Origin of the sequence: Paraburkholderia susongensis (assembly GCF_900177725.1) — a bacterium.
Classification (GTDB): Bacteria; Pseudomonadota; Gammaproteobacteria; order Burkholderiales; family Burkholderiaceae; genus Paraburkholderia; species Paraburkholderia susongensis.
On the sequence record NZ_FXAT01000010.1, the window covers coordinates 45,544 to 68,511 of the forward strand.

Annotated in this window: 22 protein-coding genes and 2 pseudogenes; 14 read left to right on the plus strand and 10 right to left on the minus strand. The window is 63.7% G+C overall.

What is annotated here, in order from left to right:
* The first annotated feature begins 97 nt into the window (after positions 1 to 97).
* Both B9Z01_RS25105 and B9Z01_RS25110 read left to right on the plus strand, forming a co-directional pair.
* Complete coding sequence (locus B9Z01_RS25105) at positions 98 to 760, plus strand: HAD-IA family hydrolase (RefSeq protein ID WP_085488068.1); 663 nt, start codon at positions 98 to 100, stop codon at positions 758 to 760.
* Between the two features lie 29 nt (positions 761 to 789).
* On the plus strand, positions 790 to 1,950 hold the full coding sequence (locus tag B9Z01_RS25110; RefSeq protein WP_085488070.1) for a DSD1 family PLP-dependent enzyme: 1,161 nt from the start codon (positions 790 to 792) through the stop codon (positions 1,948 to 1,950).
* Positions 1,951 to 2,011: 61 nt separating this feature from the next.
* Here B9Z01_RS25110 and hpaR read toward each other — a convergent pair whose 3' ends face one another.
* Positions 2,012 to 2,419 carry a homoprotocatechuate degradation operon regulator HpaR gene (gene hpaR, locus B9Z01_RS25115; protein ID WP_085488072.1) on the minus strand — a complete coding sequence of 136 codons (408 nt, stop codon included), beginning with the start codon at positions 2,417 to 2,419 and terminating at the stop codon, positions 2,012 to 2,014.
* A gap of 187 nt (positions 2,420 to 2,606) precedes the next feature.
* Between hpaR and B9Z01_RS25120 the strand changes: the two genes are divergently transcribed.
* The 7 genes from B9Z01_RS25120 (at position 2,607) to hpaI (ending at position 8,680) form a co-directional block, all read left to right on the plus strand.
* Entirely contained in the window at positions 2,607 to 3,380 is a 774-nt protein-coding gene (locus B9Z01_RS25120; RefSeq protein ID WP_085488074.1) for a fumarylacetoacetate hydrolase family protein, read from the plus strand.
* Positions 3,377 to 4,135 carry a fumarylacetoacetate hydrolase family protein gene (locus tag B9Z01_RS25125; protein WP_085488076.1) on the plus strand — a complete coding sequence of 253 codons (759 nt, stop codon included), beginning with the start codon at positions 3,377 to 3,379 and terminating at the stop codon, positions 4,133 to 4,135. Before B9Z01_RS25120 ends, B9Z01_RS25125 begins: the two co-directional genes overlap by 4 nt.
* A 76-nt stretch (positions 4,136 to 4,211) precedes the next feature.
* Positions 4,212 to 5,669, plus strand: a complete 1,458-nt coding sequence (gene hpaE, locus B9Z01_RS25130; RefSeq protein WP_085488078.1) for a 5-carboxymethyl-2-hydroxymuconate semialdehyde dehydrogenase — start codon at positions 4,212 to 4,214, stop codon at positions 5,667 to 5,669.
* 48 nt (positions 5,670 to 5,717) lie between these two features.
* Positions 5,718 to 6,581, plus strand: a complete 864-nt coding sequence (gene hpaD / locus B9Z01_RS25135) for a 3,4-dihydroxyphenylacetate 2,3-dioxygenase (protein ID WP_085488080.1) — start codon at positions 5,718 to 5,720, stop codon at positions 6,579 to 6,581.
* Between the two features lie 19 nt (positions 6,582 to 6,600).
* Positions 6,601 to 6,999 carry a 5-carboxymethyl-2-hydroxymuconate Delta-isomerase gene (locus B9Z01_RS25140; protein WP_085488082.1) on the plus strand — a complete coding sequence of 133 codons (399 nt, stop codon included), beginning with the start codon at positions 6,601 to 6,603 and terminating at the stop codon, positions 6,997 to 6,999.
* A 63-nt stretch (positions 7,000 to 7,062) separates the two neighbouring features.
* Positions 7,063 to 7,866, plus strand: a complete 804-nt coding sequence (gene hpaH, locus B9Z01_RS25145) for a 2-oxo-hept-4-ene-1,7-dioate hydratase (protein WP_085488084.1) — start codon at positions 7,063 to 7,065, stop codon at positions 7,864 to 7,866.
* Between the two features lie 10 nt (positions 7,867 to 7,876).
* On the plus strand, positions 7,877 to 8,680 hold the full coding sequence (hpaI, locus tag B9Z01_RS25150) for a 4-hydroxy-2-oxoheptanedioate aldolase (RefSeq protein WP_085488086.1): 804 nt from the start codon (positions 7,877 to 7,879) through the stop codon (positions 8,678 to 8,680).
* A 43-nt stretch (positions 8,681 to 8,723) separates the two neighbouring features.
* On the opposite strand, the gene B9Z01_RS25155 is transcribed toward hpaI, so the two are convergent.
* On the minus strand, positions 8,724 to 9,869 hold the full coding sequence (locus B9Z01_RS25155; RefSeq protein ID WP_085488088.1) for a GGDEF domain-containing protein: 1,146 nt from the start codon (positions 9,867 to 9,869) through the stop codon (positions 8,724 to 8,726).
* Positions 9,870 to 10,607: 738 nt separating this feature from the next.
* On the opposite strand from B9Z01_RS25155, the gene bcsD reads away from it, so the two are divergent.
* From bcsD to B9Z01_RS36945, 4 genes and pseudogenes are all read left to right on the plus strand, one after another.
* Entirely contained in the window at positions 10,608 to 10,841 is a 234-nt protein-coding gene (gene bcsD, locus B9Z01_RS25160) for a cellulose biosynthesis protein BcsD (RefSeq protein WP_244196152.1), read from the plus strand.
* Positions 10,842 to 11,063: 222 nt separating this feature from the next.
* The gene (gene bcsZ, locus B9Z01_RS25165) at positions 11,064 to 12,254 is read left to right on the plus strand and encodes a cellulose synthase complex periplasmic endoglucanase BcsZ (RefSeq protein WP_085488396.1); all 1,191 of its coding nucleotides are present in this window, start codon (positions 11,064 to 11,066) and stop codon (positions 12,252 to 12,254) included.
* 39 nt (positions 12,255 to 12,293) lie between these two features.
* Positions 12,294 to 12,578: pseudogene (locus tag B9Z01_RS36390) on the plus strand (hypothetical protein); the annotation flags it as partial.
* A 7-nt stretch (positions 12,579 to 12,585) separates the two neighbouring features.
* Positions 12,586 to 12,639 (plus strand): annotated as a pseudogene (locus B9Z01_RS36945) (hypothetical protein); the annotation flags it as partial.
* 97 nt (positions 12,640 to 12,736) lie between these two features.
* On the opposite strand, the gene B9Z01_RS25175 reads toward B9Z01_RS36945, so the two are convergent.
* The 8 genes from B9Z01_RS25175 to B9Z01_RS25210 all read right to left on the minus strand — a co-directional run bounded on the left by B9Z01_RS25175 (position 12,737) and on the right by B9Z01_RS25210 (position 20,613).
* Positions 12,737 to 13,858: a formylglycine-generating enzyme family protein gene (locus B9Z01_RS25175; protein WP_244196153.1), complete on the minus strand. Its 1,122-nt coding sequence runs from the start codon at positions 13,856 to 13,858 to the stop codon at positions 12,737 to 12,739.
* The gene (locus B9Z01_RS25180) at positions 13,836 to 15,602 is read right to left on the minus strand and encodes an arylsulfatase (protein ID WP_244196154.1); all 1,767 of its coding nucleotides are present in this window, start codon (positions 15,600 to 15,602) and stop codon (positions 13,836 to 13,838) included. The genes B9Z01_RS25175 and B9Z01_RS25180 overlap by 23 nt, the downstream gene beginning before the upstream one ends.
* Before the next feature lie 155 nt (positions 15,603 to 15,757).
* Positions 15,758 to 16,822 carry an NADH:ubiquinone reductase (Na(+)-transporting) subunit F gene (locus B9Z01_RS25185; protein WP_085488090.1) on the minus strand — a complete coding sequence of 355 codons (1,065 nt, stop codon included), beginning with the start codon at positions 16,820 to 16,822 and terminating at the stop codon, positions 15,758 to 15,760.
* A gap of 37 nt (positions 16,823 to 16,859) precedes the next feature.
* Positions 16,860 to 17,222, minus strand: coding sequence for a phenol hydroxylase subunit P4 (locus B9Z01_RS25190; protein WP_085488092.1), 363 nt, complete (start codon positions 17,220 to 17,222; stop codon positions 16,860 to 16,862).
* A 79-nt stretch (positions 17,223 to 17,301) separates the two neighbouring features.
* Complete coding sequence (locus tag B9Z01_RS25195; RefSeq protein ID WP_085488094.1) at positions 17,302 to 18,921, minus strand: aromatic/alkene/methane monooxygenase hydroxylase/oxygenase subunit alpha; 1,620 nt, start codon at positions 18,919 to 18,921, stop codon at positions 17,302 to 17,304.
* A gap of 21 nt (positions 18,922 to 18,942) precedes the next feature.
* Positions 18,943 to 19,215, minus strand: a complete 273-nt coding sequence (locus B9Z01_RS25200) for an MmoB/DmpM family protein (protein ID WP_085488096.1) — start codon at positions 19,213 to 19,215, stop codon at positions 18,943 to 18,945.
* A complete protein-coding gene (locus B9Z01_RS25205) occupies positions 19,208 to 20,254 on the minus strand; it encodes an aromatic/alkene monooxygenase hydroxylase subunit beta (RefSeq protein WP_085488098.1) in 1,047 nt (348 codons plus the stop codon). Before B9Z01_RS25205 ends, B9Z01_RS25200 begins: the two co-directional genes overlap by 8 nt.
* 83 nt (positions 20,255 to 20,337) lie before the next feature.
* Positions 20,338 to 20,613 (minus strand): phenol hydroxylase subunit, encoded by a 276-nt coding sequence (locus tag B9Z01_RS25210; protein WP_085488100.1) that lies wholly within the window; start codon positions 20,611 to 20,613, stop codon positions 20,338 to 20,340.
* Positions 20,614 to 21,004: 391 nt separating this feature from the next.
* Here B9Z01_RS25210 and B9Z01_RS25215 point away from each other — a divergent pair, with 391 nt between their 5' ends.
* Positions 21,005 to 22,945 (plus strand): sigma-54-dependent Fis family transcriptional regulator, encoded by a 1,941-nt coding sequence (locus tag B9Z01_RS25215; protein ID WP_420814721.1) that lies wholly within the window; start codon positions 21,005 to 21,007, stop codon positions 22,943 to 22,945.
* The last annotated feature ends 23 nt before the right edge of the window (positions 22,946 to 22,968 follow it).

The following is a 22,968-nucleotide window of genomic DNA, read 5'->3' on the forward strand; positions in this document are numbered from 1 at the left end:
TAAGGCAACTGAATCTATGAATCAGTCTGCCTGAACGCGTACATCCCAACGCAATCCTATAATCGACTCAAGATCAACAGCCGGTTAGCGTGACATCATGACCGCCACTGCCCTTGCACCCGCTTATCCCGACGCGGTTCTGTTCGACCTGCTGACCGCGCTGCTCGACTCGTGGAGCTCATGGAACCGCGCGGCGGGCTCCGCTCAGGCCGGCCGCGCGTGGCGCGCGGCGTATCTGCGTCTCACCTACGGCTGCGGCCGCTACGTCGCCTACGAACAACTGGTGCGCGATGCGGCCGCGGAAGTCGGCCTGCCCGAATCCGCCGCGCGCGCGCTCGAAGCGGACTGGCTGAATCTGACGCCGTGGCCCGGCGCTCTCGACGCATTGCGCGCGCTCGCACCGCATTGCAAGCTCGCGGTCGTCACGAACTGCTCGACGCGGCTCGGCACCCAGGCGGCCGCGCTATTGCCGGTACGCTGGGACGCAATCGTGACCGCCGAAGAAGCCGGCGTCTACAAGCCGAACCCTGAGCCGTACCGGCTCGCGCTCGCGAAGCTCGGAGTCGAAGCGCATCGGGCCGCATTCGTGGCGGGCTCGAGCTACGACATGTTCGGCACGGCCGCGCTCGGTTTGCGGACCTACTGGCATAACCACGTTGGCCTGCCGCTCGTGGCGGGCGCGCAGGCGCCCGAGATCGAGGCGCGCGCGCTCGATCAACTGGTTCCGTGGCTCCAGCGCTTCGGCCATCGTCAACGCTGAGCCTCAACCCTATCGTCATCGGTGCAAGCATGAAACTCGAACAGATCGAAACCCCGGCCGCGTTGATCGACGTCGCGCGGATGCAGAAAAACATCGCGCGAATGCAGGCGCATATGAATACGCTCGGCGTCGCGTTTCGCCCGCATGTGAAGACCACCAAATGCATCGACGTCGTGCGCGCGCAACTCGCCGCGGGTGCGCGCGGCATCACGGTGTCGACGCTCAAGGAAGCCGAGGCGTTCTTCGCGGCCGGCATCGGCGATATTCTCTACGCGGTCAGCATGGTCCCGTCGAAGCTGCCGCGCGCGCTCGCGCTGCGCCGCCAGGGCTGCGATCTGAAGCTCGTGGTGGACAACCCGAACGCCGCGGCGGCGATCGCCGCATTCGGCGACCAGCACGGCGAAACCTTCGAAGTCTGGATCGAGGTCGATACGGACGGGCACCGCTCGGGCATCCAGCCCGAGCAGGACACGCTGCTCGAAGTCGGGCGGATTCTGCATGAAAACGGCGTCAAGGTCGGCGGCGTGATGACGCACGCGGGTTCGAGCTACGAGCTGAACACAGCGGAGGCGCTCGCCGCACTCGCGGAACAGGAACGCGCGGGCTGCGTGCGCGCGGCGCAGCGGCTGCGCGAAGCGGGCATTGCGTGCCCCGTGGTGAGCGTCGGCTCCACGCCGACCGCTCTCGCCGCGCAGCAACTCGAAGGCGTGACGGAAGTGCGAGCCGGCGTCTACGTGCTGTTCGATCTGGTCATGCACAACGTCGGCGTGTGCACGCTCGACGACATCGCGCTCAGCGTGCTCGCGACCGTGATCGGCCATCAGGAAGACAAAGGCTGGGCGATTCTCGACGCGGGCTGGATGGCGTTGAGCCGCGATCGCGGCACGTCGCGGCAATCGCACGATTTCGGCTATGGTCAGCCGTGTCTGCTGAACGGCACCTTGCTTGCCGACTATGTCGTGAGCGGCGCGAATCAGGAGCACGGCATTCTTTCGGCAGCGCAGGCCAACGTCAAGGCCAACACCACTGCCGGCACATCCGCCGACGACATCACGCAGCGCTTTCCGATCGGCATGAAGCTGCGCATCCTGCCGAATCACGCGTGCGCGACCGGCGCGCAGTTTCCCGAGTATCACGCGGTGGCGCCGGACGGCAGCAGCGCGGAGTGGAAACGTTTTTACGGCTGGTGAATTGACGGCTCATGACGCGCGGGCCTACGACCCGGCAGGCCCCTATCCCTCCCAACCCCGTTCACTCATCCTCTTCCGACAGTCCAGCCAATAGATCGTCGACCGCGTGATACACACGCTCGACGATCTCCGGCCCCACCTTGCGCTCGAGTTCGCGATAGTGCGCCTCGAGGTCCTTCGAAATCACGCGCACCAGTTCGACGCTCGTGTCCGTCAGCGACACGAGCACACGGCGCTGATCTTCCGCGAAACGCTCCTTGGTCACGAGCTCCATGCTCTCCATGCGCGCGAGCACGCCGGCCATGCTCGGGCTCGAGATCGTGCAGATATCGGAAATGTGGCGCGGCTCCATCGGACCGTGCTCATTGAGCGCGCGGATCACCCGCCATTGCTGTTCGGTCAGTCCATGCGCCGTAATCAGCGGACGAAAGCGCTCCATCATTTTCTCGCGGGCGCGCAACAACAGCATGGGCAGATTGCGGTGTAAAACTCGGATGGACGCAGCGGACATGTTGGCAAGTAATTAATAGCGGCTGTCGAAGCTTAAGGGAAAACCCGGGATCAACCAACAGCCCATTGACTCTCAATAATATCAAGCGCGATACTACTAACATATTAGTGTTTTCGCTGGATTCCCTCCACGAGGCTGCTCATTCATGTTTGCCCTTTCCGATCACCTGCTGCATCCCGAAGGCGACGCGCTGCCTCGCGAGATGGACGCGCGCGCCGTGGCCACGCTGCTTGCGCGCGGTGTCGCGTGCCGCGCGCCGGTCAATGGCGCTGTCTACGGCACGCTGCTGAACGACCGCGCCGCGCTGGACTCGCTGGGCGACGCGGTGCATGCCGCGCCGTACAAGGCGCCACCGCAAGCGCCGGTGCTGTATCTGAAGCCGCGCAATACGTTCGCCGGGCATCGCGCCCGGATCGTCGTGCCGGACGATGCGCTCGGCGTCGAAGTGGGCGCGTCGCTCGGCATCGTGATCGGCCGCACCGCGACGCGCGTGAGCGTCGGGCACGCGGCTGACTATATCGCCGGATATACGCTGGTCGGCGATCTGAGCGTGCCGCACACGAACGTGTACCGCCCCAACGTGCGCCTGCGCGCTCGCGACGGCTTCTGCGTAGTCGGACCGGCGCTCGTCGCCGCGCGCCACGTTGCTTCGCCGGACGCGCTCGAGATTGCCGTATCGTTGAACGATGCGAAGCCGTTCACCGCGAACACCGCGTCGTCGGTGCGCAACGTCGCGCAATTGCTCGCGGACATCACCGACTTCATGACGCTCAACGCGGGCGACATTCTCACACTCGGTGTGCGTCACGGCTCGCCAGTCGCGCATATTGGCGACACGGCCACGCTGTCGATCGGCAATCTGCCGTCGCTCGTCGTGTCGTTCGTCGGCGCGAATCAACACAATGGAGAACAGTCATGATGCGCGGCCGTGTTGCCTATGCGGGAGCGATTCACGAAGCGTATCCGCACACCGACGGCGTGCGCCTCGCGGACGGCCGGGTGCGCCGCGAGGACGAAGTGGTCTGGCTAGCGCCGATCGAAGTCGGCACGATCTTCGCGCTCGGTCTCAACTACGCCGAACACGCGAAGGAATTGCAGTTCAACAAGCAGGAAGAGCCGCTCGTGTTTCTGAAGGGACCGGGCACGGTGCTCGGCCATCGCGGTGTCACGCGCCGCCCCGCCGACGTCACGTTCATGCACTACGAGTGCGAACTCGCGGTCGTGATCGGACGAACCGCGCAGAACGTCAAGCATGAAAACGCGATGCAGCACGTGGCCGGCTACATGATCGCGAACGACTACGCGATTCGCGATTACCTCGAAAACTACTATCGCCCGAATCTGCGCGTGAAGAATCGCGACGGCGGCACGGTGCTCGGCCCGTGGTTCGTCGACGCGGCGGACATCGCCGACGTCACGCAACTCGAATTGCGCACGTTCGTCAACGGCACGCGGCAGCAGTGCGGCAATACGCGCGACCTCGTCACCGGCATCCCCGCGCTGATCGAATATCTGAGCGGCTTCATGACGCTCGCGCCCGGCGACGTGATCCTGACCGGCACGCCCGAAGGCATCGTCAACGTCAACGCGGGCGACGAAGTCGTCTGCGAAATCGATGGCCTCGGCCGTCTCGTCAACACGATCGCATCCGACGCGGACTTCGGCCGCGCGTGATCGGCAACGAAACGGCAACGGAAACGGCAGCCAGAGTGGCAAAAAGCGCGACAGCGCAAACGGAAAGGACAAGACCATGAAGATCGACCATCTGATCAACGGCGAGGCATGCGCCTCGAGCGGGTATTTCGAAACCGTCAATCCCGCTACGCAGGATGTGCTCGCCGAAGTGGCGCGCGGCGGCGCGAAAGAAGTCGACGACGCCGTGAGCGCAGCCAAAGCCGCCTTCCCCGCATGGGCCGCCAAGCCTGCGGCCGAGCGCGCGAAGCTGATCCGCAAGCTCGGCGAGCTGATTACGAAACACGTGCCGGAAATTTCGGAAACCGAAACGAAGGACACCGGCCAGACGATCTCGCAAACGCGCAAGCAACTCGTGCCGCGCGCGGCCGACAACTTCAGCTATTTCGCCGAGATGTGCACACGCGTCGACGGCCACACCTATCCGACCGATTCGCATCTGAACTACACGCTGTTTCATCCGGTCGGCGTGTGCGCGCTGATCTCGCCGTGGAACGTGCCGTTCATGACGGCAACGTGGAAAGTCGCGCCCTGCCTCGCGTTCGGCAACACGGCCGTGCTGAAGATGAGCGAACTGTCGCCGCTCACCGCCTCGATGCTCGGCAGGCTCGCGCTCGAAGCGGGCATTCCGAAGGGCGTGCTGAACGTCGTGCACGGCTTCGGCAAGGAAACGGGCGAGCCGCTCGTCGCGCATCGCGACGTGCATGCGGTGTCGTTCACGGGCTCGACCGCCACGGGCAACCGCATCGTGCAAACCGCGGGCCTGAAGAAGTTTTCGATGGAGCTCGGCGGCAAGTCGCCATTCGTGATCTTCGACGACGCCGACTTCGAACGCGCGCTTGACGCCGCCGTGTTCATGATCTTCTCGAACAACGGCGAGCGTTGCACGGCGGGCTCGCGCATTTTCGTGCAGCGCTCCATTTACGCGCGTTTTGCTGAGCGTTTCATCGAGCGGGCGAAACGTCTGACGGTCGGCGATCCGCTTGCCGACAACACGATCGTCGGCCCGATGATCAGCCAGGGGCATCTCGCGAAAGTGCGCAGCTATATCGAACTCGGCCCGAAAGAAGGCGCGACGCTCGCCTGCGGCGGGCTCGACACGCCCGAACTGCCCGGCGCGTTGCGCCACGGCAACTTCGTGATGCCGACCGTGTTCGTCGACGTCGACAACCGCATGCGCATTGCGCAGGAAGAAATCTTCGGGCCGGTTGCGTGCCTGATTCCGTTCGACGACGAAGCCGAAGCGATCCGCCTCGCCAACGATATTTCCTACGGCCTGTCGAGCTATATCTGGACCGAGAACACGGGCCGCGCGCTGCGCGTGGCCGCCGCGGTCGAAGCCGGCATGTGCTTCGTCAACAGCCAGAACGTGCGCGATCTGCGCCAGCCGTTCGGCGGCACGAAGGCATCGGGTGTGGGCCGCGAAGGCGGCACGTGGAGCTACGAAGTGTTCCTCGAACCGAAGAACGTCTGCGTGTCGCTCGGCTCGCATCACATTCCGCGCTGGGGCGTCTGAAGCAGCAGCCACTCAGCAAAACAAACCCTCTTGCATGGGGAGACCGCGATGGGCAAACTCGCGTTGGCAGCAAAAGTGACTCACGTGCCGTCGTTGTATCTGTCCGAACTCGACGGGCCTCACAAGGGCTGCCGTCAGGCCGCGATCGACGGCCACCATGAAATCGGCCGGCGCTGCCGCGAACTCGGCGTCGATACGATCGTCGTGTTCGACGTGCACTGGCTCGTGAATAGCGAATACCACGTCAATTGCGCGCCGCACTTCGAAGGCGTGTACACGAGCAACGAGTTGCCGCATTTCATCAAGAACATGCCGTACGAGTACCCGGGCAATGTCGGGCTCGGTCATCTGATCGCACAGGTCGCGAACGAGATGGGCGTGAAAAGCCGCGCGCACAGCGAGACCACGCTCGAACTCGAATACGGCACGCTCGTGCCGATGCGCTACATGAACGGCGACCAGCATTTCAAGACCGTGTCGGTGTCGGGCTGGTGCATGTGGCACGAACTCGAAACGAGCGCGCGTTTCGGCCTCGCGGTGCGCAAGGCGATCGAGGAACGTTACGACGGCACGGTTGCGATTCTCGCGAGCGGCTCGCTCAGCCACCACTTCGCGGACAACGGTACCGCCGACCAGTTCATGGACAAGGTGTGGAGTCCGTTCCTCGAACAGGCGGACCGCAACGTCGTGCGCCTGTGGGAAGCCGGCGACTGGACAACGTTCTGCGAGATGCTGCCGCTCTACAATGAAAAATGCTGGGGCGAAGGCGGCATGCACGACACCGCGATGCTGCTCGGCGCGCTCGGCTGGGATCGCTACGACGGCAAGGTCGAAGTCATCACGCCGTATTTCGGCAGCTCGGGCACGGGGCAGATCAATGCGATCTTCCCGGTCACGCCGCTGCTCGTCTGACATTCGCGAAGGAACAGCCATGCCCCACCTGACACTCGAATACAGCGCCAATCTCGCCGACGGGCAACGCATCGGCCAGTTGTGCAAGGAGCTCGCGCAGTGCCTCGACGCGCAGCGCGAGAACGGCGAGCGAATCTTTCCGCTCGGCGGCATTCGCGTGCGCGCGCTGCGCTGCGAGCAGTACTGCATCGCCGATGGACGGCCCGACGCCGCCTTCCTTCACGCGAATCTGAAGATCGCCGCGGGCCGCTCGGAGGCGGCCAGGAGGGCCAGCGGCGACGCGCTCTTCGCGCAGATCAAGCAGTACTTCGCCGCGGAGTTCGAACGGCAAGGGCTCGCGTTGTCGCTCGAAATCAACGAGTTCAGCGAAACCGGCACCTGGAAGCACAACAATCTGCACGCGCGGCTGAAGGGCTAAGACTCGGGGCTAGAACCCGGGGCTAAAACACCGGGGCCAAAACGCAAAGGCTCACATCTCACCATGCTAGACGAACAGACCATCCGCGATCTCGCGGCGCAACTCGATCACGCGGAGAAAACCCGCACGCAACTGCGCCATTTTTCCGCGCAATATCCGCAGATGACCGTGCAGGACGGTTATGCGATCCAACGCGAGTGGGTCAAGCTCAAGCTTGCCGAAGGCCACGTTATCAAGGGCAGAAAGATCGGGCTGACCTCACGCGCGATGCAGCGCTCGTCGCAGATCGACGAGCCCGATTACGCGCCGCTGCTCGACAGCATGTTCATCGAAAACGGTCAGGACATTCACGCGGACCGCTTCATCGCGCCGCGCGTCGAAGTGGAACTCGCGTTCGTGCTCAGCAAGCCGCTGAAAGGCCCGGGCGTCACGCTGTTCGACGTGCTCGATGCAACGGCCTACGTCACGCCCGCGATCGAAATCATCGATGCGCGCATCGAACAGTTCGACCGTGAGACGCGCGCACCGCGCAAGGTCTACGACACGATCTCCGACTTCGCCGCGAACGCGGGCGTCGTGCTCGGCGGCCGGCCCGTGCGTCCGCTCGACGTCGATCTGCGCTGGGTCGGCGCGCTGCTTTATAAAAACGGCGCGGTCGAGGAAAGCGGGCTTGCGGCAGCGGTGCTCAACCATCCGGCCACGGGCGTCGCGTGGCTCGCGAACAAGATTGCTCCGTATGACGAATCATTGAACGCGAACGACGTGATCCTGAGCGGCTCGTTCACGAGCCCGATTCCGGCTCGCGCCGGCGACACCTTCCACGTCGACTATGGTCCGCTCGGCGGCATTGGTTTGAATTTCATCTGAGTGCATCGACATGTCTCTGCCGAAAAATCCCTTCAAACGCGCGCTGGCCGAAGGCAAGCCGCAGTTCGGCCTGTGGGCCGCGCTCGCCGACGCGTACGTGACCGAACTGCTCGCCACGGCCGGTTTCGACTGGCTGCTGATCGACAACGAGCACGCGCCAAACGACGTGCGCAGCACGTTATCGCAATTGCAGGCGGTGGCCGCGTATCCGTCGCATCCGGTCGTGCGGCCGGTGCGCAGCGATGCCGCGCTCATCAAGCAACTGCTCGACATCGGCGCGCAAACGCTGCTGCTGCCGATGATCGACACGGCCGCCCAGGCGCTCGAGGCGGTCGCGGCCACGCGCTATCCGCCGCAGGGTATTCGCGGCGTGGGCAGTGCGCTCGCGCGCGCGTCGCGCTGGAATCGCGTACCCGACTATCTGAACACGGCAGCGGAAGAACTGTGCGTGATCGTGCAGGCTGAAACCGTGCAGAGCCTCGGCAATCTCGCGGAAATCGCGCGCGTGGATGGCGTCGACGGTGTGTTTTTCGGGCCGTCGGATCTGAGCGCGTCGATGGGCCTGCTCGGCAAGCCCGGCGACGCAAGCGTGCGCGAGGCGATTCGCAACGGCATCGACACCGTGCGCAGCGCGGGCAAGGCGGCGGGCGTGCTCGCGCCCGATCCGGCGCTCGCCGCCGAGTATCTCGCGGCCGGCGCGAGCTTCGTCGCGGTCGGCACGGATACGGGGCTGCTGAGCCGCGCGGCGGCGGACCTCGCCGCGTCGTACAAGAACACCGCGACGATGGCGGCGCCGGTCAAAGGCGGGTATTGAACGGAAAAAGAACGGAAAAACGAATGCGTAAGCGAACACCCCGCTACGCAGCCATCACGCGATTACGGCCTGCCGCCTTGGCCGCGTACAGCGCGCGGTCGGCGCGTCCCATCAGTTGCTCGAGCGATTCGCCGCGCCGGTGCTGATCCACGCCGACGCTGAACGTGTAGCCCAGTCCGCGCGGTAGTTCGGCCGGCGCGCTCGCCGCGAGCCGCGTGCGCAGCCGGTCGAGCAGGACGACCGCCTCGGCGGCCGTGGTGGCCGGACATAGCACGCCGAACTCCTCGCCGCCGAGCCGCCCGAACACGTCGCCGACCCGCAGCTCGCGCGCGACGAACGCCGCGAAATGACTGAGCACCTGGTCGCCGGCGGCGTGGCCGTGAGTGTCGTTGACGGCCTTGAAAGAATCGATGTCGACGATCGCGATCGCCGCCGGCAAGCCGTTGCGCAACGACGCGTTCAGCAGCGCGGTGCCGATATCGAGGAACGCGCGGCGCGACAGCGCGCCGGTCAGGTCGTCGACGTTGGCAAGCCGTTCGAGCCGCTCCGCGAGGCGATCGTGGGCGAGCATCACGACGCCGATCGACAGGAACGGCTGCGCGAGAATACCGAGCACGAGAAAAAGGATGTTGGGCGGCAAGACCTCCATCAGATTCTTCTGCGCGATGAGGCCAAAGCCGTACATGATGCCGCGCGACGTGTGCCCGGCACATAACAGCAGCGCCGTGGCCGCGAGGAAGTAATAGCTGTAGCGCGGCCGGTGCGGCGGACGCCCACGCACCATCAGCACGAACAGCGCCCCATAGAGAGCCGCGTGATACACGGACACGAGCGTCACGCGCGCGCCGAAGTCCGGTACGACGAAGGTCCAGTAGCAGATGCCGGCGAGCACCACGACGAGGCCGGCATAGGCGGACCACGGCCGCCTGTTTCGGCCGAGGAAACGCAGCGAGCCTTCGAGCACGAGAAGCAGCGCGATCGCCAGCATCTCGTTGGCCGCGACGAAAGTCAGCAAGCGCGGAGCGTGCCCCTGCAGCGCGAACGCGAGCAGCCCGGCGATCGCAACCGCGTTCGCCGCAATCCAGTAGCCGACGCCCGGGATCGCCGCGCGCCATAACGAGCCGAGCACGGCCATCGCCATGACGCCCGACAGAACCGTGACCAGCAGAAGAGTGAGTGGATTGAGCATTGCAATCTGTTTGAATCGAACGGCGTCGCAAGGCAATTGACATGCTTTGCGCTGGTCTCTTTGGATCGGCTAACGCCGATCGTTTTTGGCGATTCGTACAAGCGATTAATACGCGAAACATCTTCGCGGCCGTTTGCCCGCGAATGCCGGCTTCCGGACTGCGCTCCCCATGTCTCCCTTCGCGCATGGCGACCCTGTGGAAAAAATTTCCGCCATGCGCAGTCCCATGCACAACCCGTACGCTTCGCCGGATTCCGCATCGCCCGAGATCGCGATTGTCGCGCGGCCTTTGCCTACGCCGCCAGACGTTGCAGGCAGGCGTTGCATTTAACACGAAACGCGAAAACTCGAAGCGCGGCGAAATTACCGCTTCCTGCACCTATGGCGGATGAAGCCTCGTGCAGCCCCTCACGGAAAACGTTTCAATACGGCGATGAAGTCAGGAATTACCTGATTACTCTGTCTCCAATGTACGTCAATCAACGTATAAGCTGATGAATGGAAAGTGGCTAAAAGCGGGTGTCTTAAGTAGACTTCGTACCAAGTGTGCCGGATAGACTAGACAATACGGTAGAAATGACGTAATACGCGCGCAACTCGCATATTTTCGAAATATCTTTCAAATCTGACCAGCCGTTGTTCCCGCTTATGCGGAGTGAGCAACCGCCACTTCCGGAAACCATGGTCCCAATTCTCGGCTACCTGCTGCAACGCCAAATCTCGCCGTAGTGGCGCGGCATGCTGAGCGCGCTCGCGAGCGAGTTCGAGGCGGAGTCGCTGCGCATTGTGCACTACTGCGCGCCGCTCCAGGCGTTCGGCGACTCCGTGCTCGCCTGGACGCCGGCGTTTCTCGAAGGCGTCTATCAGACGTGGTTAAGCACGTTGGGCGCGCAGGGCTTGTCGGTCGCGCAGACGAACACATTCGGCGGGGACAGCGCGCTCGAGTTTCGCCTGGGGCGGCATCCCGCCTGAATGCGAACGCACGTGCGGATCGCTGGCGCGGTGGGTGCACGGCGTACTTCGTCGGCCATCTGTCGCCGCAGGAGTATCCGCGCTGGGCGCTTTCCTCGCATCCGTTCCTGCTGATGCTGGGCGGCGTGCTCGCCGCGCTCATCATCGCGGGCCTGTGCTACCGGACGCTGCGCGCGATCGCCGCGCGCCGCCTGAAGGACTGATGTGACTGATATGACGCATATGCGGGTTCGGATCAAACGGAAAGCCTGGGTCGCGCTGACGCTCGGCGTCGTGGCGTCGGCCGTCTGCGCGGGTTTCGCAAGCAGCGCGCAAGCCGAGCAGACCGGCGGCACGGCCGGCGCGTGCGGCGACTGGAGCGCCTATCGCAGCTTCATCGAACGTTTCATGCAGGCCGACGGCCGCGTGATCGACTACTCGACGCCAGCCCAGCAGACCACCTCGGAAGGACAGTCGTACGCGATGTTCTTCGCGCTCGTCGCGAACGACCGCGCGAGCTTCGACAAACTGCTCGCATGGACCCGCGCCAATCTCGCGGGCAACCAGTTCGACGCGCAGAACGTGCGGCTGCCGGCCTGGCAATGGGGCAAGAAGCCGGACGGCTCGTACGGCGTGCTCGATCCGAATGCCGCGTCGGACTCCGACCTGTGGATCGCCTACGATCTGCTGCAAGCCGGCCGCCTGTGGCATGACACGGACTACACGCGGCTCGGCGAGGCGCTTGCAGCACGCATCGCGCGCGACGAGGTCGTGAACCTGTCCGGTCTCGGACCGATGCTGCTGCCGGGACCGCAAGGCTTCAAAAACGGCGACGTCACACGCCTGAACCCGAGCTATCTGCCGCTGCCGGTGCTGCGCGCGCTCGCGCACGACGTGCCGGACGGCCCGTGGAGCAAGCTCGCCGGGAACGCGTATCAGTTCATCAAGGCCGTCTCGCCGCAGGGCTTCGCGCCCGACTGGGCGGCCTGGCAGAACGGCCAGTTCGCCGTCGACCCGAAAAACGGCGACGTCGGCAGCTACGACGCGATCCGCGTCTATCTGTGGGCCGGTCTCGCCTCGCCCGCCGATCCGCTTGCGAAGCCGTGGCTCGCCGTGCTCGGCGGCATGCGCGCGAAGGTCGAGCAGAACGGCGTTCCGCCCGAGAAGGTGTCGTCGGCCACCGGCGCGTCGAGCGGCGAAGGCCCGCTCAGCTACTGGGGCGCGCTCGCGCCGTACTTCGAGGCGCTCGGCGACGAGCACGGCCTCGGCCTCGCGCGCACGCGGCTCGCCGCGCTCGATGTGAGCGTGCCCGGCCACGAGCCGGTTTACTACGATCGTGTGCTGGGTCTGTTCGGCACGGGGGGTATCGACGGCCGCTATCGCTTCGATGAAGCCGGCCGTCTCGTGCCCGCCTGGAGGACGGCATGCGACTGACCGCGCTCGCCTTGTCATTGCGCGTCGCGCTCGCCGCCGGCGCTGTCGGCGACGCCGCAAGGCTGGGACGAAGCGCGCCGCGGCCTCGAACAGCTCGCGCGCGACAATCCCAACGACCCGCGCTACGCGCTCGCCTACGCGCAGCATCTGACCTATCGCGACGTCACGCGCCGAGACGGCATCGCGCGCTTGCAGAAGCTCGCGGGCGATAGCGCGGTCGGCGCGACCGCGAAAGAGAGCTGGCGCCAGGCGCTGCTGTGGCTCGACGCGCGGCCGTCCGACGTGGCGCTATACGAGTCGTATCTGCAAACCGCCGGCGACGATCGGTGCGGTGGGCGAGTATCAGCTTGCGCCGCAACTCGTCTTCGGAGCCGCCGCTTCGCTCGGGAATGCTTATGAATATCGCGAGTGGCTCGCGGCCGTCTACGTGCGCTACAGCTTCAACAAGCAGACGGGCATCGACCGTCGCGCCGTGCGCTGTTTCACGACGCACGCAACACGGTTCGAAAGCCGATGTGGACCGTGCCGAGCGTCGGGTCCTGCGGCTGCCGCGAAGACGGCCGGTAGCGCACGCAAAAGTTCGGCGCGCACAGGAACGACCCGCCCTTGATGACGCGCGCCGGCCGCCCGAGCGTGTCGACCGGCTGTGACACCGTGACGACGAGCGGGTTGGCCGCTTCGTCCTTCGGATGACGATCCTCGTACGCGTCCTTGGTCCATTGCCAGACGTTGCCGACCGGATCGAACATGCCGTACGCGTTCGGCGCAAAGCACCCGACTGGCGCGGTGCCCTTGTAGCCGTCGCGCACGAGATTCTTCGCCGGAAAATCGCCCTGCCACGTGTTCGCCATATAGCGGCCCTGCACGGTCGGCGTGTTGCCCCACGGATAGGTGTCGCCGTCGAGTCCGCCGCGCGCCGCGTATTCGTACTCGGCTTCGGTCGGCAAATCGCGGCCGAGCCACTTCGCGTACGCCTTCGCATCGTCGTACGTGACCTGCACGACCGGATGATTGTCCTTGCCGGCGATCGAACTGCCGGGCCCGAACGGATGACGCCAGTTCGCACCCGGCTGAAACTTCCACCAGCGATAGGCATCGTCGAACTGTTCCGTGCCCTTCGGCCACACGAACACGACCGAGCCCGGCACCAGTTGCGCCTTCGGCACGCCCGGAAATTGCGCGGGGTCGCGCGCGCGTTCGGCGTCGGTCACATAGCCGGTGGCCTTGACGAAGCGCGCGAACTCCTCGTTGGTCACTTCGTGCTCATCGATCAGGAAGCTGTCGAGCCTGACCGTGCGCACGTTGCGCTCTTCCGGATAGCCGTCGTTCGAGCCCATCTGGAAGCGGCCCGCGGGAATGCGGATCATCCCCGCGCGATTCGGCACGCCGTTTCGCGCAGGACCGAAGCCAGCCGGGACGCCGCTGTATGCGGCGCATAGGCGTTGGCCGGAAGGCGCTGCGGTGCTCATTGCGGTGTGCGTTCCCGTAGCCGCTGCGTTGTTCGCCGCTGCTGCCGGCGCCAGCGCCGGCAGCGACGCCGCCGACATCAGCACGGCCAGCAGCGCGCGCCCGCGCCAACGCTCAACGGTTGGTTTCGAGTTCATCGTCGTAGTAGTGTGTCGCGTTGCTATAGCCGGGGCGTTCCGCGAGTCCGGGAATATCCTGCACGCCGTTCTCGCTCTGATACTTCTCGTAGTCGGCCATCAGCTCCTTGAGCTTCGCCGGATAACGCGCGGCCACGTCATGCAGTTCGGAACGATCGACGCTCACATGAAAGAGCTGCCACTTGCCGGTACCCCACGGCTTGTTCGCATAGGAGATTTTCCAGTCGCCCTTGCGCATCGCGCGGCGGCCGTTCAATTCCCAGCCCTCGGTAAACTCGCCCCGATGCACCGTCTTGCGCTGACCGGTCAGGAAATCCAGCATCGACGTGCCCTGCATGCGGAACACCGGACGTCCGCCGTATTCGCCGCTCGGCTGCGGCACGCCCGCGAGTTGCAGGATCGTCGGCGCGACATCGGTCACATGCGCGGGCACCTTGCTGATCTGCCCGTCGTGCGCGCCGTGCGGCAAGACGATGATGTTCGGCACCGCAATCCCGCCTTCATATGCGAACGCCTTGTAAAGCCGCATCGGCGTCATGCTGACCTGTGCCCAGCCCGGCCCGTATTCGACGAACGAGCCCGCGCGGCCTGTGTTCGCGATGCTGTTGTCGGCGTGACGCTTGATCCACTCGCGGTTCGCCGCTTCGTCGAGAATGCTGTTGCCGTCCGCGCCGTTGTCCGACATGAAGAAGATCAGCGTGTTGTCGTATTGCCCGGTCTCCTTCAGATGATCGACGAGGCGGCCGATCTGCGCATCCATCACGTCGACCATCGCCGCATAGACGGCCATACGCTTCGCTTCGATCTGTTTCTGCACTGGCGAGAGACTGCTCCATTTCGGCCACACGTCGTCGCCGGTGTAGGGCTCCATGTCCTTCGGCACGAGGCCCATCGCCTTCATGCGCGCGAGACGCTGCGCGCGAATCGCGTCATAGCCGGCGTCGTAGGTGCCTTCGTACTTCCTGATGTACTCGTCCGGCGCCTGCAGCGGCCAGTGCGGCGCCGTGTAAGCGACGTACGCGAAAAACGGTTTGCCGTCGTCCTTGTGGCTGTCGATATACGACAGCATCTTGTCGGTATAGGCAATCGTCGAGTAGAAATCGGGCGGCAGATCGACGAGCTTGCCGTTCTCGCGATACATCGATTTCGGCGTCTTGTCCGGATCGTTCGTGATGATGCCGACCTGGCCGAAATGGCTCGCGCCGCCCTGCACCATCGCGAACGACTGCTCGAAGCCGCGCGACGCGGGGCCGTATTCCTCGGTCAGCCCGAGGTGCCATTTGCCGACCATGTACGTGTGATAGCCGGCATCGTGCAGCAATTGCGGAAAGGTCACGACGCTATGCGTCAGATAGCCTTCGTAGCCCGCGGCGTTGCGTTGCTTCGGCGTCAGCAGTTCGGCCATGCCGCCGAGCCCGACGCGGTGATTATCGACGCCCGACATCAGCATTGCGCGCGTCGGTGAGCAGAAAGGCGACGCGTAGAAGTCGGTCATACGCACGCCTTCGTACGCGAGTTTATCGAGATTCGGCGTATGAATTTCGCCACCGAATGCGCCGATGTCGGAATAGCCGAGATCGTCGGCGACGATCAGCAATATGTTCGGACGTTTGCTCTGATTTGCGGCGGCTGTGTTCCGCGCAGTGCCTGTTGTCGTCGCATCTGTTTTATTGGCCGCGCCCAGAGCGGACCCCGTCATGGTGACCGCGCAGGCCATCGTGCACGCTGCGAGTAGCGTCTTCATTCTTGTCTCCTGTTTTAATCTGGTTTGTTGTTCTGTCTGCGATGCTGCACAAATTCTAGAGGCCCATTTGCGGCATGGTCCAACACTCATTCCGACTACTTTCATACCGTACGGGTATGCTTCGGTTCGAGCGTCGGCCACGCCGCCATCTTCTGTCAGATCGACCTGAATAGCGGGCTTTTCGCGAGCGCTTCCGCGCCGTCCGCATTGCTGAGAAACTTCTCCGTATAGATGTCGCGCTCGAACAGTTGCCCCTGCATCAAGGCTCTGATCGACGCTTCGATCATCACGGGCGGTCCGCACAGATACGCCTTGTGGCCGCGAAAGTCGTTCGTGAAGTGCGTTTTCGCGGCATCGTGAACGAAGCCGCGAAAGCCGTCCCACGCGCTATCGGCGGCTTCGTTCGACAGCGCGGGCACGTAGGTGAAATTCGCATGCCGCTTCGCGAGATCGAGAAATTCCTCGTGGTAGTAAAGCTCCGCGCGATCGCGCGCGCCGTACACGAGCGTGATCGGCCGCGTGTCGCCCTCGTCGAGCAGATCGAGCAGCATCGAGCGCGGGCTCGACAGTCCCGAGCCGCCCGCAATCAGGATCACCGGCTGCGGGTCCGACGCGCGCACGAAGAAGCGGCCGAACGGCCCGCTGAAACGCAGCTCGTCGCCGGGCTTCAGCGCCTCGTGCAGATAACCGGTGCCCTTGCCGCCCGGCACACGTCTGACGTTGAGCTCGATCAGCGTCGACGAGCGCGGCTTGCCGGCGAGCGAAAACGCGCGCGGCACTTCTTCGCCGGGAATCTGGACGTTGACGTATTGCCCCGCCTGAAACTCGATGCCCTCGCCGTCCAGTTCGACAAAGATGCCCTTGATCGTCGGCGTCAGATCGACGCTCTCCGTCACGCGACCCGTGAAGTCCCGCACCGGAAAATGCCGCGCATCGGCGTCCTCGTCGATATCGGCCTCGATCGTCAGATCCGACTGCACGGTTGCGCAGCACGCGAGGCACTTGCGTTCGTCGCGCTCGAAATCCATCAATGCGAACGGCGACGCATTACCGTGCTCGATCTCGCCATCGACAACCTGCACCTTGCACGTCGCGCACAGACCGTGGCAGCACGCATGCGGCAGCCACACACCGGCGCGCAGGCACGCGTCGAGAATGGTCTGATCTTCGCCGATGTCGATGGTGTGGCCGATCGGCTCGATGGTTAGCTGATAACTCATGTCAGCCCCTCCTTTCATCATCACGTGAGCAAACGGCCTAGCTGCACGAGCCGCGAATGCCGGTCAAACCCGGTGTGCGAAAACGGATCACCGCCTTATGGAGCAGGCCGTTTTCTTCCAGCGTGCGATCGAATACGGGCGTAAAACGCTCGTTCGAACGAAACCATTCGATCTCGCCGACGTTCACCTTCTCCCAGTCCGGGTGTGCCGAATAAATGCCCGGAATGACTTCGCTCGCGAGCGTTGCAAACGTCATCGAGCGCGGCACCGCAATGCAATGCGGCGCGCAGAACATCAAATGATCTTCCCAGCCGATAAACAGCAGCCGGTTGCCGTGAAAGTTCTCTTCGCGGTCTTTCACTTCGCCCTTGTAGCCTTCATTGAGCGCGATAACTGACATGGTGTGTGTCTCCTTCCGATTCAGCCGGCTTATAGGTGAGTGCGACTTAACTAGGGCATGCAGCGCCTGACGCCGAACGTCATGCGGCCTGCGCGGCGGGTGCGCCCGGCGCGCTGGTTTGCGCCGCGCTTTCCGTGGTTCCCTCGCCGCCATGACTCGGCTTGCCGGTCCAGCGCAGCCAGTTCTTTCTGTCGGGCGAATCCTCGAAATCGTGGCCGTCTTCGCCGACGTTGATGTGGTAATAGCGCAGCACTTCGGCGAGCGGATTGAAATCCGCGGCACTCGGGTCGGCGTCCTGCTCGAAGCAGTTGCCCTGATAGATCTGATGCACGGGCAACCACGCCTGCACGTATTTCTCCGGCTCGTTGTCGAAGATGTCCTTGCAGCCGTCGGAGCAGAAGTGATACTTGTTGCCGAGATAGTCGCTTTCGCGGTAACAGGTTTTGGTCGGATCGTCGGGTTCGGTAAAGGCCATCGGAATCTGGCAGATCTGGCACAGCATCGGCAGCGTGTTGTTGTAGAAGCGCTTGCCCTGCTGTTGCTGCTCGCGCCAGTACTCGAAGCGCGGCCGGTAGAGCTTGTCGAACGTGGCCGGATATTTTTCGGCGAGCCACGCCATTTCGTCGTCGGACGGAATCCACGTGTGCATGGCCGCTGCGTGCGTGTAGTTGTAGAAGATGCCCCACGCCTCGTGCGAAATGCGGTCCTTCTCTTTTGCCGCGACCTCGTGATACTTCGGCATGCGGATGCCGTAGCGTTCGAGATCGTGAAAGAGCGCGCCGCCGTTCTTCTCGAAGTAGGTTTCCCAGGCTTCCTGCCACGACATGATGCGCTTGGGCAGCATGTAGTCCATCATCATCGCGACGAGCGTGAGCAGCCGGTAGCCGCGCCAGAACCATTTGTCGATCCACTTCTGAATGATCGGCACATTGACCGGATCCTGTTCGAGCAGGAACTTCACGACTTCGAGGCCGAGCGTCATATGCCGCGATTCGTCCGACTGCGCGGAAAAACCGAATGTGACCGTCGCCATGTCACCATTGAACGCGGCGCCCGACATGAACGGCATGAACAGCAGATTGGTCAGCACGTATTCGAACGAGAACGAGATTGCCGTCACGAACTCGAACGGGCCCGCGCTCATCGCGTCTTCGAAATACGACTTCGGCACGGACAGATACCAGACCCGGTCGTGCATGTGCTTGAAGTCGTGGAAACCGTTGAAGAACTTGTTGTAGTGGCTGATCGTGTGGACCTGCGTCTGCGCGTGGCGCAATTCGTCGATCGCCTGCATCTGGCACGCGATGCGCGCGCCGGCGCCGCGGAAATTGCGCCCGGCAAGCGCGAAGCCGCGATGCGCCGCATATTCGAGCGGACTCACGCCGGTCAGAAACAGCTTCAGCGCATTGATGTAGCGCGGGTCGGTCACGTTGAACTGACCGTTGTTCTGCTGGAACGCGTCGATGATCGCGTACAGCTTGCGCTCCTTTTCGCCCTGGTATTTCCAGTAGGCATCCATCGTCAGACGGAACGGGTCTTCCCATCGGTCCCAGTCATGAACCTTGATGCCTTCGAAGCGGTCGTACGGAAAGACTTCGTCCATCGGCTGATAGGTCGTCTCCCAGCCGAGGCCGCGCGTGAGCATCGCGTAGTTTTCCTTGATGCTCAGTTTTTTCGGCGTTGCGTTCGTGGTGCTCATGGTGCGTCTCCTCCGTGCCGCTCAGGCTTTCCATTCCAGAATGAATTCGTCGTCGGTCTCGTCGATGTTGCCGCCGAGCGAGATCAGATTGAGTTGCAGCTCGCGCAGATCGAACTCGCGGCCGATGCGCTCCTCGATCGACTCGCGCCGGATAACCAGCCGGCCAACCGCATCGATCTTGACCATCGCCGGAAACGCGCTGACCACCGCATGCGGGTTGTCCGCCTCAATCGCCTCGATGATCGGGCGCGAATCGTCGTTGGTCTGAAACGCGATGAAAACGGAATCAGCCATGTTGGGTCTCCTGAGTTGTCTGTTCTCCCTGCTCCGCCGCGAGCGGCACGCCCTGCTTCTGCATGCGCGCGTCGAACGCCTGCGAGATGTCGCGCAAGACGGCGTCGGCTTCGTCGGCGCCGAGCGCTTCGAGCGCGAGCGGCTGCAATGCATCGAGCACGCGCGCGCGCCATTTCGCGCTCCACTGGCCGAGCAACACGGCGTTCTCCGCCGACTCCGACGCCGCGGTCTTCAGCGTCGCATCGACCCAGCGGCTCGTTTCGTCGAACCACGTGCTGGCGAATTCGTTCAACATGCCGAGCGCCGCGCCGTATTCGCGCGACAGACGCTGATCGATATGGCGATACACGAGCGGATACAGCAAACCGTCGAACACGACGTTCTGCGCGACATAGGTCTCGAACCAGTCCTTGACGACCATCATGTCCTCGGCCACGCGGCGCAGCCCCTGCCACTTCGGATCGTTGAGCCAATGCTCCTTGCCTTCGAGCAGCGACGTGCCCGAGTTGCCGTCGAGCAGCAGGCCGATACGCGACAGGTACTGGGCGATGCCGAGCCGGTCCATCGCGTGAAACATCGTCGCCTGGGTGATCGCGGTGCCCCAGCCGTAGCCGGTCACGTAGCAGTTGTTCGTATTGGCGGCCCATTCGACGTGCCGCAGCGGCACCATCAAGGCAGCGATGCGCGCTTTCGCGTCGTCGGGCAGATCGCTGAGGAGACGCCGCCGGGTGATGAACTCGATGTTCTTTTCCATCGCATCCTGCTGCCTTGCACGTGCGATCGTGTACGTGCCGTAGTAGTACTGGCGCGGATCCTTGAACGCGTACCAGTCGTCCATCACGATCGCGGTGCGGCCCTTGTCGTACAGCGCGAAACCGGGTTCCCACAACGGCCGGTAGTGAAAGTTGTTTTCGGGCTGCAATTCCAGCGTCGCTTCCTGATAACGCGAAGCCGGCTTATCCGCACCGAGCCTTCTCGCGACATGCGAGAAGGTCTGGCGGATCTGCTGAACCGAAGATGTTTTGATGTCGATCTGCATTGAGTCTCTCCTTCGTTTCCTGTCTGGGGCAACTCGCGGGGCCTTCGATGGTCATTCGCGCGCTGTGTACGAACCAGCACGAATCATTCAGCGAGGCCCGGCTGGCCGTAGCGCCACTTGAGCTGTTCGAGGTCGAGCGCCTCGCCTTCGTCATCGCTCAGATGAAGCACGTGATGGGTCGCGCAAAAGGACTCGTAGTCCCGCTCGCTCATCACGAGTTCAACGGCGAGGCCAGGATCGCCGATCGAAAAATCGAACTCGACGAAACCGTCGTCGCGGCGTTCCCTGAGGCGGACATAGCGCCGCGTCACGTCGAAAACTGGCAAGGCCGGTTCGGCTTGGGGTGGATGCGGGTGCATCACGGTCTCCTGGTGTTGGTGCGTTGTGCTTCACTGCATGCTTTCGTTGAAATACGTGGCAGCGCGCCTATTTATGCAACTGCCATGCCAATGAAGATCGAAAGGCCGCGCGGTGCGCCGCGAAAAGCGCACAATCCCTTGTTAATCAACGGACAAACGTGAAGAAAAAATTCTCGGGACAAGAGCGGCACGGGAGCGGCGTGAGGTGCGCGCGGCTTTGCGCTGGATCAAATGATCGAAACCGGCGTGCTTCACGCGATAGGCAGCCGATCAAATCGGTATCAGGGAACACCCGATGTTTGTCCGCGCGCGATTCGTCATGCAGCAGCGCGCGCGGCATTGCATACTGACGGCCGGCACAAACTCAGAGAGTGGTTGGAGACGAATTCCGATGGTCACCCGAATCAAGCCCGCACAGAACCCACGCATGTCGATGGTTTCGCCGAAGGGCGACTGCGTGGACAGCCTGCGCTATCCGGACATCGCGGACCTCATGTCGAGGCTGCACTTCTCGCCCGGCGACGGGCGCATCTGGCTCGGCGATCAGCGCATGCTGCTCGTGCATACCGGCTCGGTCGGCGCGATGCGGCGCGAGCTGATCGACAGTCTCGGCATCGACGCCGCGCGCGGCCTGCTCACGCGCATGGGCTACAACTCGGGCGCGCGCGACGCGGAACTCGCGCGCAAGGTGCGCCCCGACAGTTCGATCACCGAGATGTTCGCGGTCGGCCCGCAGTTGCACATGCTAGAAGGCATGACGGTGGTCGAGCCGGTGCGGCTCGAACTCGATGTCGAAAAAGGTCAGTACTACGGCGAATTCATCTGGAAGAACTGTGCGGAAGATGAAGAACACATCCGCATCTATGGGATCGGTGCTGAGCCGGTCTGCTGGACGCAGATCGGTTATGCGTCCGGCTATACGAGCGTATTCATGGGCCGGCCGATCGTCTACCGCGAGGTCGAATGCCGCGCGCTGGGACAATCGCAATGCAGAATCGTCGGCAAGCCGGTCGAGGAATGGGGCGATGAAGCCGCGGACGATCTGCGCTTCATGCAGGCTCAGTCGTTTACGCAGGGGTTGTCGGCTGAGGTCGCCAAACGTGATGTGAAGCGTGGCGTGGAGCGTCAGGTGACGAATGCAGCGTCAAATGAAGCAGCAAATGAAGCGATGAACGAAGCGGCAGGCACGGCAAAGCGTGACGTCAGGCCCAACATGAAGGACGGCGCCGGCATGCCCGTATTCGGCGACGCGCCCACACCCACGCCCACCGCTTTCGGCGACGACAACATGGTCGGCGCATCGCCCGGCTTCAACGCGGTCTGCCACATGATCCGGCGCGTCGCGAACACGCGCGCGACCGTGCTCTTTCTCGGCGAAAGCGGCGTCGGCAAGGAAGTGTGCGCACGCACGCTGCACCGGATCAGCGCATGCGGCAACGGTCCGTTCGTCGCGGTCAACTGCGCGGCGATTCCAGAGGCGCTCGTCGAGTCGGAGCTCTTCGGCGTCGAGCGCGGCGGCTTCACCGATGCGACGCAGAGCCGGCCAGGCCGCTTCGAGCGCGCCGATGGCGGCACGCTGTTTCTCGACGAGATCGGCATTCTGAGCCTGACCGCGCAGGGCAAGCTGCTGCGCGCGCTACAGGAAGGCGAAATCGAACGGGTTGGCGATACGCAGACGCGCCGCGTCAACGTGCGCGTGATCGCGGCGACGAATCTCGATCTGAAAGACGAAATTCGCGCGGGCCGCTTCAGGGAAGACCTGTATTTCCGCCTGAACGTGTTTCCGATTCGCGTGCCGTCGCTGCGCGAGCGGCGCGAGGACTTGCCGGTGCTGCTCAATCACATGCTGCACAAGTATCGCGAACGCCATGCGCGCGACGTGACCGGCTTCACCGGCCGCGCGCTCGACGCGCTGCTCAATTACGGCTGGCCCGGTAATATCCGCGAGATGGAGAACCTCGTCGAGCGCGGTGTGATTCTCGCGCCCGACGGCGGTGCGATCGACATCGGCCATCTGTTCACGAGCGGCGAAACGATCGACGCACAGATGTTCGGCCTCGGCACCAACGGCTCGTTGACGCCGTCGGGCTCGCTGCTCGATCAGAAAGCAGGCGCCGACGGCGAGGCCGAGCGCGTCGTCAGGAAGGTGAACAATCTGCTGATGGGCATGAGCGGCGAGATCGACCCGACCTCGCTCGACGATATCGAAACCGCGCTGCTAAAGAGTGCGGTGCAGCGCGCGCAGGGCAATCTGTCGGCGGCCGCGCGCACGCTCGGCATTACGCGTCCGCAGCTCGTTTATCGCCTGAAGAGCCGGGGGCTGCGGGTGTAGAACGGCAAGCGGGGATGAATTCG

Excerpts from the sequence above, each read along its gene's own strand:
- B9Z01_RS25140 (WP_085488082.1), top strand. The coding sequence starts at position 6,601 with ATGCCCCACCTGACACTCGAATACAGCGCCAATCTCGCCGACGGGCAA.
- B9Z01_RS25175 (WP_244196153.1), bottom strand. The coding sequence starts at position 13,858 with ATGAACTCGAAACCAACCGTTGAGCGTTGGCGCGGGCGCGCGCTGCTG.
- B9Z01_RS25215 (WP_420814721.1), top strand. The coding sequence starts at position 21,005 with ATGGTCACCCGAATCAAGCCCGCACAGAACCCACGCATGTCGATGGTT.
- B9Z01_RS25205 (WP_085488098.1), bottom strand. The coding sequence starts at position 20,254 with ATGCAGATCGACATCAAAACATCTTCGGTTCAGCAGATCCGCCAGACC.
- hpaE (WP_085488078.1), top strand. The coding sequence starts at position 4,212 with ATGAAGATCGACCATCTGATCAACGGCGAGGCATGCGCCTCGAGCGGG.
- B9Z01_RS25185 (WP_085488090.1), bottom strand. The coding sequence starts at position 16,822 with ATGAGTTATCAGCTAACCATCGAGCCGATCGGCCACACCATCGACATC.
- B9Z01_RS25195 (WP_085488094.1), bottom strand. The coding sequence starts at position 18,921 with ATGAGCACCACGAACGCAACGCCGAAAAAACTGAGCATCAAGGAAAAC.
- B9Z01_RS25110 (WP_085488070.1), top strand. The coding sequence starts at position 790 with ATGAAACTCGAACAGATCGAAACCCCGGCCGCGTTGATCGACGTCGCG.
- hpaI (WP_085488086.1), top strand. The coding sequence starts at position 7,877 with ATGTCTCTGCCGAAAAATCCCTTCAAACGCGCGCTGGCCGAAGGCAAG.
- B9Z01_RS25190 (WP_085488092.1), bottom strand. The coding sequence starts at position 17,222 with ATGTCAGTTATCGCGCTCAATGAAGGCTACAAGGGCGAAGTGAAAGAC.
- hpaH (WP_085488084.1), top strand. The coding sequence starts at position 7,063 with ATGCTAGACGAACAGACCATCCGCGATCTCGCGGCGCAACTCGATCAC.
- B9Z01_RS25200 (WP_085488096.1), bottom strand. The coding sequence starts at position 19,215 with ATGGCTGATTCCGTTTTCATCGCGTTTCAGACCAACGACGATTCGCGC.
- B9Z01_RS25180 (WP_244196154.1), bottom strand. The coding sequence starts at position 15,602 with ATGAAGACGCTACTCGCAGCGTGCACGATGGCCTGCGCGGTCACCATG.
- hpaR (WP_085488072.1), bottom strand. The coding sequence starts at position 2,419 with ATGCTGTTGTTGCGCGCCCGCGAGAAAATGATGGAGCGCTTTCGTCCG.
- B9Z01_RS25125 (WP_085488076.1), top strand. The coding sequence starts at position 3,377 with ATGATGCGCGGCCGTGTTGCCTATGCGGGAGCGATTCACGAAGCGTAT.
- bcsZ (WP_085488396.1), top strand. The coding sequence starts at position 11,064 with ATGCGGGTTCGGATCAAACGGAAAGCCTGGGTCGCGCTGACGCTCGGC.
- bcsD (WP_244196152.1), top strand. The coding sequence starts at position 10,608 with ATGCTGAGCGCGCTCGCGAGCGAGTTCGAGGCGGAGTCGCTGCGCATT.
- hpaD (WP_085488080.1), top strand. The coding sequence starts at position 5,718 with ATGGGCAAACTCGCGTTGGCAGCAAAAGTGACTCACGTGCCGTCGTTG.
- B9Z01_RS25155 (WP_085488088.1), bottom strand. The coding sequence starts at position 9,869 with ATGCTCAATCCACTCACTCTTCTGCTGGTCACGGTTCTGTCGGGCGTC.
- B9Z01_RS25120 (WP_085488074.1), top strand. The coding sequence starts at position 2,607 with ATGTTTGCCCTTTCCGATCACCTGCTGCATCCCGAAGGCGACGCGCTG.
- B9Z01_RS25105 (WP_085488068.1), top strand. The coding sequence starts at position 98 with ATGACCGCCACTGCCCTTGCACCCGCTTATCCCGACGCGGTTCTGTTC.
- B9Z01_RS25210 (WP_085488100.1), bottom strand. The coding sequence starts at position 20,613 with ATGCACCCGCATCCACCCCAAGCCGAACCGGCCTTGCCAGTTTTCGAC.